This window comes from Paenibacillus sp. JNUCC 35 (genome assembly GCF_058269095.1).
Genome location: NZ_CM177771.1, coordinates 398,311 through 410,523, shown reverse-complemented (window position 1 = coordinate 410,523; position 12,213 = coordinate 398,311). Strand labels below are relative to the sequence as shown.

Annotated in this window: 12 protein-coding genes; all 12 read right to left on the bottom strand. The window is 54.7% G+C overall.

From position 1 onward, the window contains the following. Positions 1-30 precede the first annotated feature (30 nt). Entirely contained in the window at positions 31-1,056 is a 1,026-nt protein-coding gene (locus AC2TF6_RS01915; RefSeq protein WP_491309747.1) for a cytochrome d ubiquinol oxidase subunit II, read from the bottom strand. Next, entirely contained in the window at positions 1,053-2,423 is a 1,371-nt protein-coding gene (locus AC2TF6_RS01910) for a cytochrome ubiquinol oxidase subunit I (protein WP_009676018.1), read from the bottom strand. The genes AC2TF6_RS01915 and AC2TF6_RS01910 overlap by 4 nt, the downstream gene beginning before the upstream one ends. 197 nt (positions 2,424-2,620) lie before the next feature. Then, positions 2,621-3,346 carry a hypothetical protein gene (locus tag AC2TF6_RS01905; protein ID WP_491309746.1) on the bottom strand — a complete coding sequence of 242 codons (726 nt, stop codon included), beginning with the start codon at positions 3,344-3,346 and terminating at the stop codon, positions 2,621-2,623. A gap of 11 nt (positions 3,347-3,357) precedes the next feature. After that, on the bottom strand, positions 3,358-3,864 hold the full coding sequence (locus tag AC2TF6_RS01900) for a DUF7689 domain-containing protein (protein ID WP_218230509.1): 507 nt from the start codon (positions 3,862-3,864) through the stop codon (positions 3,358-3,360). 21 nt (positions 3,865-3,885) lie between these two features. Further along, positions 3,886-4,776, bottom strand: coding sequence for an ABC transporter substrate-binding protein (locus AC2TF6_RS01895; protein ID WP_491309745.1), 891 nt, complete (start codon positions 4,774-4,776; stop codon positions 3,886-3,888). Positions 4,777-4,986: 210 nt separating this feature from the next. Next, entirely contained in the window at positions 4,987-5,817 is an 831-nt protein-coding gene (locus tag AC2TF6_RS01890; protein ID WP_491309744.1) for an aldo/keto reductase, read from the bottom strand. Between the two features lie 219 nt (positions 5,818-6,036). After that, positions 6,037-6,297: a hypothetical protein gene (locus AC2TF6_RS01885; RefSeq protein WP_369998145.1), complete on the bottom strand. Its 261-nt coding sequence runs from the start codon at positions 6,295-6,297 to the stop codon at positions 6,037-6,039. A 90-nt stretch (positions 6,298-6,387) separates the two neighbouring features. Further along, positions 6,388-7,755, bottom strand: a complete 1,368-nt coding sequence (locus tag AC2TF6_RS01880; protein ID WP_491309743.1) for a sodium-dependent transporter — start codon at positions 7,753-7,755, stop codon at positions 6,388-6,390. Positions 7,756-7,949: 194 nt separating this feature from the next. After that, positions 7,950-8,831 (bottom strand): ABC transporter ATP-binding protein, encoded by an 882-nt coding sequence (locus AC2TF6_RS01875; protein WP_491309742.1) that lies wholly within the window; start codon positions 8,829-8,831, stop codon positions 7,950-7,952. Positions 8,832-9,013: 182 nt separating this feature from the next. Beyond that, positions 9,014-10,069, bottom strand: coding sequence for a FecCD family ABC transporter permease (locus AC2TF6_RS01870; RefSeq protein ID WP_491309741.1), 1,056 nt, complete (start codon positions 10,067-10,069; stop codon positions 9,014-9,016). Then, on the bottom strand, positions 10,066-11,073 hold the full coding sequence (locus AC2TF6_RS01865; RefSeq protein WP_491309740.1) for a FecCD family ABC transporter permease: 1,008 nt from the start codon (positions 11,071-11,073) through the stop codon (positions 10,066-10,068). Before AC2TF6_RS01865 ends, AC2TF6_RS01870 begins: the two co-directional genes overlap by 4 nt. A 224-nt stretch (positions 11,074-11,297) precedes the next feature. After that, positions 11,298-12,185, bottom strand: coding sequence for an ROK family protein (locus AC2TF6_RS01860; protein WP_218230516.1), 888 nt, complete (start codon positions 12,183-12,185; stop codon positions 11,298-11,300). Positions 12,186-12,213: the final 28 nt, after the last annotated feature.

Sequence of the window (12,213 nt, the reverse complement as noted above, 5' to 3'; positions counted from 1 at the left end):
GTGCCGCCCGAACGGCCCTTTTTTCTCCGCTTATTCCTTTTGCAGATAGCGCTTATCTTTGAGAAACAGCCTCCAAAACAAATAAAACACGGGAACCAGAATCGCCGAACTCACGATATACCCGATGAAAAGCGAACGGAACATCGTCGGATTCGTAATCCCTTCGTCGAACGTCAAGTGAGGATAAACCATGTAAGGCATGTGCGCGGAAAAATACGCATAGCTCGCCAGTCCGTACTGGACGATGACCGTAATAATCGAAGCCCGCGGGTAGCCGCTGCGGCCGTCCGGCCTTCCTTTTAGCAGCAAAATATAGGCGGCGATGAAGGCCGCTACGGAAAGACCGAACCAGAAGGCGTACCGCTTGAAACCCTCCACCATCCACGGCGCATGCTCGGAAAAGGTGCTGACGGTGAGCAGGGCCATCAGCAGGTTGATGGGCCCCCAAATAATCGCGAGCCTGCGGTAATCGCGGTACGTCTCCTCGTCCCCCGCTTCGCGGGAGTAGTCCGCCAGGAAGAGCGCGGACATGAACAGCTCGGTCGACAGCCCGAAGCCGAGATGCGCGTACTCCGTCAAACTGGTGAACAGTTCACCGAGGTGAAGGACCGGCACTCCGTCTTCAACGGTGACGAAGCCCCCCAGCGTGATCGGCAGCACGCTGACCAGAAGCCCCGGGATAAGGAGTCCGGTAATCCCGGAAACGACCCGCAGCAGGCGGCCATGCTTCGCCACGGAGTATGCGTAGACCATAAACGTGCTGCGGACGAGCAGCAGCAGGAGAACGAGCGAGACCGGCACGAGCAGGGCCGCGCCGAGCATATGGGTCGCCTTCGGGAAGAAACCCGCAAGAGCCACGACGAACAGGACGAGAAACACGTTCGTCACTTCCCAGGTCGGCGACAAATACCGGTTCGCTAGGGCCCCCGCCTTCGTATGATGCTGCCCGCTAAAGTACATCGACCAGAAACCGGCGCCGAAGTCGATGGAGCCGAGAATCGAGTACGTGAACAGGAATACCCAAAGTACGCTGACTGCCAAGGTTACGTCGCTCATGTACTCGCCCCCTCGGCAGCCCGGGTCTGGTCTCCGTTAGCGGCGGCGAGTCCAAGCGCTTCCGAGACGGGATGCCGCTTGAAGTAGACGTGCATGACGATCGACGTCACGACAAGCAGAAACACGTAGACGGACACGAACATGACGAACAGAGTCCCGATGCCCTGGGACTGCAGAGCGGCTTCGCTGGTCCGCTGCACGTGGTAAACCGTCCAGGGCTGCCGGCCCGTGCAGCTGAAGATCCAGCCGATCTCGATCCCCAGCATGGAGAGAGGCCCCGAAGCGACAAGGACGGTCAGCAGCCAGCGCGGGTAGGGCTTTTTGAACCAGATGCGGATGAGCAGGCCCAGGAAGGCCAAGGCGAGGAGGAACATGCCGATGAACACCATCAGGTTAAAGAGGGTGTGAATGTAAAGCGGCGGCCAGTTCTCCCGCGGGAATTCGTTGAGGCCCCGGACCACGGTGTCGAAACGGTTGCCTGCAAGCAAGCTGAGGAAGCCCGGCAGCTCGATCGCTCCCTTGATGGACTGCGTCGCTTCATCGACTTTGCCGAAAATGGCAAGCGGGGCGTGAGACTGCGTCTCGAACAGCCCTTCGGCGGCGGCGAGCTTTTCGGGGATGTGATGATGCAGCATCTGGGCCGTCGCATGTCCGTTGACGGCCGTGAAGGCGGTCATGATGCCCCCGAAGATGAGCGCGAGAAACAGGCCCTTGCGGTGGTAATCCGCTTCACGCGGAGCTTTGCGCGCCTTCAGCAGCTTGTAAGCCGCCACGGACGCGACGGCGAAAGCGCCTGTCATATAGGCGGTGGACAGGACGTGCAGCGCCGTCGACCAGAGGCTCGGGTTGAACACGGCCTCCCACGGGCGGATGTCGACGAAGTCTCCGTTCGCGTTGATGGAGAATCCCCGCGGCGTGTTCATAAACGCGTGTGCGTCCGTGATCATCACCGCCGAGGCGCTCGCCCCGATCGCGACGAAGATGACGCTGATGATCCGGGCGATCGGAGGCAGCCGGTCGGCCGCGTACAAGTAGATCGACATAAAGAGCGCCTCGAAGAAAAAGGCCCACATTTCGATCTGAAACGGCAGGGCGATCACCTGTCCGACGATCCGCATGAAGCCCGGCCAGAGCAGAGAGAGCATCACGCCGACAATCGTTCCCGACGGGATGGCTACACCGAGCAGAATGCCCGAAGCTTTCGTCCACCTTCTGGCGAGCACCACGTAGTCGCGGTCTTTTTTGACATGATACATAATTTCCGCAAACACGATCATCATCGGAAGCCCGACCCCGAGCGTCGCAAAAATAATATGAAACGCCATTGACGTGCCGAACAAGGCCCGCGCCATCACGACGGTATCCATAGATCCACACTCCTTTTGTAGCCACCCGGCCCAATTGCTTCCTGTAATATGGGTCAAAAAGGAAGAAAGTATGCGTTGGGGGCACCTCGGAGTACAACAGTTCCTGACTTAGCCTTTTGGTTGGAGCCGTTATAACGGAAAGGAACTGTCCGAAAGGTGATGAAATCCACCTTTAGACAGTTCCTTTAATAGGGACACTATTTATTTTTGTTCATTCGGAATTGTGTAGAAACATCTTGCTCTGCCGCTTTATCAACCATTGTTTTTAAAAGTCTGGCATCTTCTTTATGGTCGGTTTTCCATTGTGGCGCATTAAAATCTGAAAGGGAGACAGATGGAAGATCGCTTGAATTGACTATTTTTTGCAGCGATATCTCCAGTTCTTTTGCTCCTTTTTCCACTTTCTCCAGAACAAAAGGTATTGCAGGAGCACCAAGCTCCGTTAATTTTTCATTTTTCCATTCCACAGACTCTTTGGAATTCACGATTTTCTCTACCTTACCGGGAACAGCTTTCAAATGAAGTTTCCAAGAACGTGTAAATTCTTCCGGATCCGACCATTTAAATTCACTTTTCTTCAAATCAACTCTGGCAATTTCTTCAGCTGCCGCCGCCAAAATATATTTATCCAGTCCAAAACTGTTCCCTTCCATAATCCGCTCTTCAATAACAGGTAATGCCGGGTAACCCATTTTAACGATTCGCTCATATTCTTTATTGTTTTTAATAAATACATAAGGGTTCGAACTAAGACCTAACGTAGGGTCTTCTTTTGTTAAACGGTCTATTTCTTTCCCCATATCGGATAAATTTATATAGGTTTTAGTCGACAATGATGCTGATGTTGGGGGACTGAATAGATGGATATAACCCAAACCCAAGAGTAGTCCCGCAAGCGCACTGACTGTGATTGTTTTTTTCACACATGTGCCTCCTAATAGTAATATTGGACTGCGGGTCCGTATCCCGGAGAACTAGTATAGGGACTTAGTGAATATGTCTTGACCAGCTCGTATATCCCCCATTTAGAGTCTGTTATGTTGTTGCTTCCTACTACTACTTTCCCTATATGTCCAACATTATTTAGTGTCCCGTAAGTAACTAATTTAGGAGGGTTGGTAGGTGATCCATTATTTAAAGCACTGTATCCGAATTGATTCAACACATTTGTCATCTCACCAGATGTTGGATTATTTTGTCCCCAAGGCCAGATCGTATAGTCCCTAACTCCAAGAACATAGGCTAGACAATTGTAGTTTCTTGTATGGGTATTCCTATTAACCTCATAATTGACATTGCTTCTAATATAGGATTGATAAAATTCCACGGGCTGAGCATACCCACCTTGTTCAGCAAAGGCCGTTACCGAGAAAAAAACAAATGCAGCTGAAAATATTGCCGCAATATAAATTTTTAGCTTTTGTTCGTTATTTGGCTTCATGCGATCCCTCCATTAAAATGACTAGTTTGTTTCCTGGTATAAAAAGTCTACTAGTGTAAGGATATCTTTGTGGAGCGTACTAGGGGAACCGAATGAAGGCTGCAGCGATATAATATGTTTTTCTCTGACGGCCTTTATATTACCCCAGTGATCTCTTGCAGGAACTGGCGTATAGTTCCTGTTATTAAGTGCTGCATAACCGGATATGAGAATATACTGAGGATCGGCCGATCGAATAAAATCATCATCGATCCGGACTTGACCAGGTATAAACGGTTTCTCATTCGCCGCGATATTACTCCCACCTGTTTCTGTCAGTAAACTCTGTTCCAGACTTTGAGGAACGATTGTTGAATACTCCGGAGCCCCATCGTCTCCTTCATTAACTTGGATCTCCCAATATACCGTTTTAGGTCCGCTGGCGTTTAAAGTCTCCTTTGCTTTTTGTAACGCCTGGGTGAGCCGCTCCGAAGCGTTGTCCGCTGTTTGACTTTGGTTTAACAGCTTGCCAACTTGCTTCATTTCGCGTATAAGTTTAGGAATTGTCGTTTTATCGGCAGCGTATACCGTAACTCCGTTACGGATCAATTTACCTGCGATGGAGCAGGAGGTTTCCGCTTCGGTTTCCACCCTCCAATCGACCAAAACCATATCCGTTTTTTCAGCCTTTATTTCGTTTAACATGGCCTCGATCGAAGGTCCGGCCCCTCCCATAAAAGGTTTACTCTTATGACCTGCCCCGATGGTCTCCATAAAGTCGTTTTCCCAAGCATTAAGTACAGTCACCGTTTGAGGTTCTTGCCCAATAAAAACATCACGCCCACAGCTATCCGTAAGTTTTAATGGATACGAGGTCTTGGACGTTGTTGTGCCCGGTAATGGGGATGAAAATGAACAACCGGAAAACAGCATCAGAGCCAATCCGATTACAAGCATACTTAAACAGTGTTCATGTTTAATGGCCTTTCTCCTTTCTGCATTAATCTCCGCTTTAATAGCACAAGAAAAGAATACCGCAAGCGAAAAATAAATTCAATAATTTTCCTTTTATGTAAACATTTTTTCTTATAGAAAAAAGCCGCCCCGGCCGGATAGCCAAGACAGCTTAATGTTATTGCCATTTTAAAAGTTAAAATTGTCCGGGTCCGAACCTACTCGCTGATCCAGATTCAGAGCGTCGATACGCTCGATCTCCTCAGAGGTAAGCTCGAAGTCGAAAATATCGGCGTTTTGCGCGATACGCTCCGGTGTAATGGACTTCGGAATGGTGACGATTCCGCTTTGCACATCCCAGCGCAGAATGGTCTGTGCCGGGCTTTTGCCGTACTTCTCGCCGATCTCGGTCAGCACGGGGTTATCCAACAGTTGGCCCTGCATAAGCGGGCTCCAGGCTTCCAGTTGAATGCCGTTCTTGCGGCAGAAATCCCGGAGGGGCTGCTGCGTCAAGCGCGGGTGGAATTCCACCTGGTTCACGGCAGGAACGATCTCGCTATCCTTCAGGAGATCCTCCAGATGATGAACATGGAAGTTGCTTACGCCGATAGCGCGCACGTTTCCGTCACGGTACAGCTTCTCCAGCGCTTTCCACGTTTCCTTGTACTTGCCCTTAACCGGCCAGTGAATGAGGTACAAATCTATGTAGTCCAAGCCGAGCTTGCCTCGGCTTTCTTCGAAAGCTTGCAAGGTCGTTTCGTAGCCCTGATTAGCGTTCCACACCTTCGTGGTGATAAAAAGATCTTCGCGCTTGGCGCCGCTGTCCTTGATCGCCTGGCCCACGCCCGCTTCGTTCCCGTAAACCGCCGCGGTGTCGATACTGCGGTAACCCAGCTCGATGGCTGTACGTACAGCACGCTCGACATCTCCGCCTTCGGCGGCTTTCCACACCCCAAGCCCGAACCAAGGCATCCGGACATCGTTATTCAGAACGGTTGCATCGCTTAACTGTTTCGGCATTTTCACAAACCTCCAGCTTTCTTATAGGTTTACAAGGTATATAACGTCTGCTTGCTTCCTATTTATCATAGCACAAAAGAACGGACGAACTAAAATCTTGCATGGAAAGAGCGGCCGCAAAGGTTTAACAGTCCCGGTCACGGCACAAAAAAAAGCCCCTTTCCCCTCAGTTTGGACTGAAGGGAAAGGAGCCGCCTGAACCTGCCGGGCAGGAAAACCTCAGGAACGCGTGCCGTTGTGCAGGTCTTCGATCTCCTGCCGCAGGCCGTTTTCGACTTCCTCGAATGCGGGCTGGTTAAAGCTCAGCGAAGCGTCCTCCACGGCGCGTTCGGCATGCCGGATAGCCTGATTCGCCTGCTCTTCAAGCTGGGCTGTCGGATGAGATAGCGCTTGGGAGACGGCGTTGTGGACCTTTTCCAGCGAATTTTGCGCTTGGGAAATCGGGTTTTGCGACTGCAAACTGGAATCGCGTTCGGTCATGATTGAAGCCTCCTTCATCTCGATAGGAATTTCAGACTCCTATAGGATGAGGCAACCCTGCGGTGTTTATGCTAACGGGCTTTTTACGGACTAAGAAATGATTCCGACCGAGTACAGGAAGATAAGAACGATCAGCGGCGGAATCACGATGCGGAGCAGGAACACCCATACCCGCAGCAGTGAACCTTTGAGCCCGGCTTCTTCCATGGCGCGTTTCGAGGCATACGCGATAAAGAGCGTAACGACCAGGCCACCGATAGGAAGCAGAATGTTGGAGGTGACGAAATCCAAGGAATCGAACACCGTCTTGCCGCCGATTTTGAAATCGCTCAGAACACCCCCGACCGACAAGGCCGAAGGCACCCCGACGATAAAACAAACCGCGGTCGTCCAGGACGTCGCCTTAAGCCGCGACCATTTCCAGCGGTCCATCGCAAAGGCGACCGGCACTTCAAGCAGCGACAGGATCGACGTGAAAGCGGCGATGGCCAGCAGGATGAAGAACAGGCCGCCGAAGGCCGCGCCCAAAGGCATCGAAGAGAAAGCCGCAGGCAGCACGACGAAGACAAGTCCGGGCCCTTGAGCCGGTTCCAGGCCGAACGAGAACGTAGTCGGGAACACGATGAGGCCCGCGATAAGGGCGTACAGCAGATTGCCGCCCGTAACCGCAACGGTCGCTTTTCCCAGAGACTGCTCTTTCTGCACATAGGAGCCGTACGTAATCATGACGCCCATCCCGACCGACATCGAGAAGAAAGCTTGTCCCAGGGCAACGAGCGCGGACTCGCCCGTCAGCTTGCTGAAATCCGGCTTCAGGAAAAATTCGATGCCCGCTCCGGCTCCCGGAAGCGTCAAGGCACGCGCCATCAGAATGAGCAGCACGACCGCAAGCGCGGGAATAAGCACCTTGTTGAATTTTTCGATACCGCCGGATACTCCTCTCGCAATTACCCAGCCGGATAGTGCCAGAATGAGGAACTGCCAGGCTATCGGGCTGTACCCGGAGGTAAAGGTTTGAAACTGAACGGCGTAATCCGTTCCTTTGTATAAAGCCCCCGTAAAGGAGCTAAGCGCATAATGCAGCGTCCAGCCCGCGATGACGGAATAAAAAGACGTGATCATAAAGGAACCGAACACCCCGAGAAAACCGAAGAAGCTCCAGCGTTTGGAACCCGACAAATTAAGAAAAGAGGTGGAGGCGTTCCCGCGTCCCGCGCGTCCTATGGCCATTTCGGCCAGCAAGACCGGCATGCCGACGATGATGAGACAGATAATGAATAGCAGCACAAAAGCCGCTCCGCCGTATGTCCCCGTTATATAAGGAAATTTCCAAAGGTTGCCGAGACCGATCGCACTCCCGATCGCCGACATAATGAAGCCGAGGGAAGAGAAGCGTTCCCCGCCCTTTTCACCGGCTGCCGGGCCTGAATTTCCCCCGTTTAAATCTTGTTTGCTCATGCTGTCACCTGCTTGTATTGGTCTAGGATTTTAACGGTCTGTATATAAACAGAGGTTTATTCTATCGGAAAGCCGAGGGTGTGTCCAGTTATTATTAACCTGTGTTCAATAAATCACTATAAGTCCTTGAGGACTATAGCGGCCAAATAAAAAACGGCCGCCCGCAAGGGGCTGCCGCGTTACGATCTATTCGATTAAACCGGCAAAGGCGTCGGTTCGGACAAAGGAGAATCCGGAGACGAGACCGATTTGGCGTTTACGAAGTTCACCATCTCCTCGCAGCCCGGAAGTCTCCGTCCTTTACCGAAAGGCACGCACGTAGGCGTTCCGAAAATAGGATCGCGGACGAGGCGGCAGTTCAGGCCGAACACGTGGCGCACCAGCTCTTCCGTTACGATTTCCTCGGGCTTGCCCGCGGCATAGACCTTCTTGTCGCAAATAGCGACGATATGGTGCGCGTAACGGCAGGCCAGGTTGAGGTCGTGGAGAACCATGACGATCGTCGTGTTCTCCTTCTCGTTGAGCTCCCACAGGAGATCGAGAATTTCGATCTGATGCGTCATGTCGAGATAGGTCGTCGGTTCGTCGAGCAGGATCGTGTTGGTCCCCTGCGCGAGAGTCATGGCGATCCAGGCCCGCTGTCTCTGTCCGCCCGACAGCGAATCCACTTGACGCTCGGCCAGCGGAGCCATCCCCGTCGCTTCCAGCGCCTTGGTTACCGCATCCTCGTCTTCCCGGGTCCACTGCTTCAGCCAGTTCTGGTGCGGATAGCGCCCCTGCTTCACGAGTTCAAAGACGGTCATCCCTTCCGGAGCGGTAGGACCCTGCGGCAGAATCGCCATCTGACGGGCCACTTCCTTGGTGGACTGCTTCGCGATTTCCTGGCCGTTCAGAAGCACGGCACCGTTCTTGGGCTTCATCAGCCGGGCCATGGAGCGCAGCAGCGTCGATTTACCGCAGCCGTTGCAGCCGATCAACACGGTAATCTCACCTTTCGGAATCTCAAGATCGAGATCCTCGATAATATCCGTTTGATTGTAAGAAAGCGTCAGCGACTTGGTTTCGATCCCATACATACGCTCAATCTCCTTTGCCAAGAAAAGTGGTGTTCATCCAGATGACGAGAGGCGGCTAATCGTTCCGGGCGGCAGTCGGCGCTGCTTATCTCCCGTGTGATATCGCTGCCCGTCGAAAATGCGGATGACAGCAGCCGTCTCTGGGCGCAGCGCGTCTAACTATCTATATCCCGGAACAATCTTTATGAGTTCCGGGATTTGTACAGCAGATAAATAAAATACGGGGCCCCGACGCAGGCCGTAAAAATCCCGGCCGGATAATCGTGCGGCGGAAACGCCGTGCGGCCGATATAATCGGACACCAGCACGACCAGGGCGCCGAACAGCCCCGACGCCGGCAGCAAAGCGCCGTACGCGCTTCCGACAAGCCGCCGCGCCATATGCGGCGCGATCAGCCCGACGAAGGTGATGCCTCCGCCGAAGGCTACGGCCGAACCGGCAAGAGCGGTGCTGAGCAGAATCAGCACGACGCGCTGGCGGTTCACCCGGCTGCCCACGCTAGTGGCGACCGAATCGCCCAGCGCCTGAACGTTAAGGCTGCGAGCCATGTACGCGAGAATCGGAATCAGCACCGCCAGCCATAAGGCCAGCGCTCCGACATGGCTCCAATTCGAGCCGTACACGCTCCCCACCTTCCAGGTAACGGCCTGGGTAGTCAGTACCGGCGGGGCGAGCAGGATCAGCATCGTGTTCACCGCGGACAAGGAAGCCGCGATTCCGATGCCGATCAGCACGAGCCTTACCGGCGGCAGCCCGTTCTTCCAGGCCAGGGCCATGATGACCAGCGCCGTCAGCGAGGCGCCGACGAAGGCCGCAAGCGGCAGCCACTGGGCCTGGGAAAGGAACGTGCTGCTCGTGCCGGTCGTTATCACGATGAAGGCGACGACGAAAACGCCGGCACCGTCGGTGATGCCGATGATATCCGGGGACGCCAGCGGATTGCGGCTGACGCCCTGCAGGATCGCTCCGGCCATAGCCAGCGCCGCCCCTACCATGACCGCCACGAGAACCCGCGGCAGCCGGAACGTGTGAATGACGAGCGCATCCTGCGGCGTGCCCATCCCCAGCAGCGTGCGGAGCACCTGCAGCGGGCTGATTTTGATCTCTCCCGTGCCCGTCGAGACGAGCATGAGGAGGAAGAGCAGCACCGCGAGAACCGCGGTGACGAGCAGCGCCCGTTTATCCAGTACAAATGAAATGGACGGCCATTTTAGACGAATATGCTTGTAGCGGCTCATGAGGAAGTCTTAAACCCCCTCCGCGCGATATAGACGAAAAACGGCGTTCCGATAAAGGCCGTCATCACACCGACGGGAACTTCCTGCGGCATGATGATGAAACGCGAAAGCGTGTCGGCCGCCACCAGCAGCAGCGCGCCGCAGATTCCCGCGTACGGGATGACCCAGCGGTGATCGACGCCGACGAGCGACCGGACAAGGTGCGGCACGATAATGCCGACGAATCCGATCGGGCCCGCCACGGCGACGGAACCTCCCGCCAGGAAGACAACGACGACGGCCGCGATCAGCTTGATGTAGACCGTGCGCTGTCCCAGCCCGACGGCCACATCCTCACCCATCATCAGGACGTTGATCTGGCTGGACAGCAGCAGGGCGACGAGCCAGGCTGCGCCCAGATACGGCAGCACCGGGATCAGAATGTCCAGCTTGCGCCCCTCGACCGATCCGGCCAGCCAGTACAGGACGTCCTGGATGCGTGTCTCGTTGGAGAGCAGCACACCCTGCGTGAGCGAGTTGGCCAAGGCCGCGACCGCTGCGCCGGCGAGCGTCAGCTTCATGGGCGTGAGCCCTTCCCGGCCGACGGAGCCGAGCATGTACACGACCGTCGAAGCGATGGCCGCGCCCAGAAAGGCGATCCACGCCAGCGTGGACAGCGAGCTGACCGACAGCAGGGACATCGCGATCACGATGAGCAGGCCCGCTCCCGCATTAATGCCGAGAAGCCCCGGCGAAGCGAGCGGATTCTTCGTAAGCGCCTGCATGAGCACGCCCGCAATGGCCAGGCTCGAACCGACGGCGGCCGCGATCAGCGCTCTGGGCATCCGCGCTTCTCGGATGATCAGATGCTCGTTGGAGCCGTTAAAAGCACGGTAGGCATCCCAGGCGGTATGCCAGCTGGTGCCCGTATATCCGTAAACGATGCTGCATCCCATAGCAAGTATAAGAAGGGCGACACCGGTCAGAAGTCCTATGGTTTTGAAAGTGTTTGATCTTAGAGGCAAATCGGCAAACCCCTTTGCGAGTACCGGGCATACCGGACAAACCCTATACGCCCTCTCCCTATTCTTCCCTTAGTGTAAAATACACCCCGCCCATTGTCAATGAAGTTGATAATCATTATCACAGGTGAACGTGACAAAATCCGGGACGTTTATACTTATTCTTATCTAAGAAAAAATACCCATCCGCCCGGGTTCGGGAGAATGGGTACGGCTTTGCAGACCCGCTATCGGATTTCCGATCCGAGCGCGCGGGCGGCCAGCGCCAGAGCGCCGCAGATTCCGGCGTTGTCGCCAAGCTGCGGGTATACGACGTAGTCGGCGATCCCCGCCGCAACTTCCTCTTTCTGAACGTAGCCGTTCAAAAGTTCTTGCAGGCGGGCGTGAATCAGCGGAAACAGCTGCTGCTGTTTCATCACGCCCCCGCCCATGATGATCTTCTCCGGCGACAGGATCAGAATGTAGCTCATCAGCGCCTGGGCCAGGTAATCGGCTTCGAGTTCCCAGGCTTTGTGGTCCGTGCCCAGCTCGGTTCCCTTCACTCCCCAGCGCGCCTCGATGGCCGGGCCTGCCGCCAGTCCTTCCAGGCAGTCTTTATGGTAAGGACATTTTCCTTCATAAGTGTCTTCCGCATTGCGACGTACGAAGATGTGGCCCATCTCCGGATGCGTGAGCCCGTGCACGAGTTTGCCGCCCACAACGGCTCCGGCTCCGATGCCGGTTCCCACCGTAATATAAAGGCAGCTCTCCAGCCCTTTGGCCGCGCCCCAGGTCGCTTCCCCTAGCGCCGCCCCGTTCACGTCCGTGTCGAACTCCATCGGTACGTCGAAATGCTTTTTCAGTTCGCCCAAAATATTATAGTTGCCCCAATGCGGTTTGGGGGTCGTTGTAATATACCCGTAAGTCGGGCTCTTCTTATTGGGATCTACCGGCCCGAACGAGCCTACGCCAAGCGCTTCGATCCCTTTGCCCTCAAAAAATGAAAGGACGCTGCCCATCGTTTCTTCCGGAGTGGTCGTCGGGAAACTTACCCGTTCCAGTACCGTTCCGTCCTCGCTGCCTATCGCACAGACAAACTTGGTTCCTCCTGCTTCAATTGCTCCTAATGTACGCATCTGCTGTGTCCTCTCCTCTTCCGGTTAC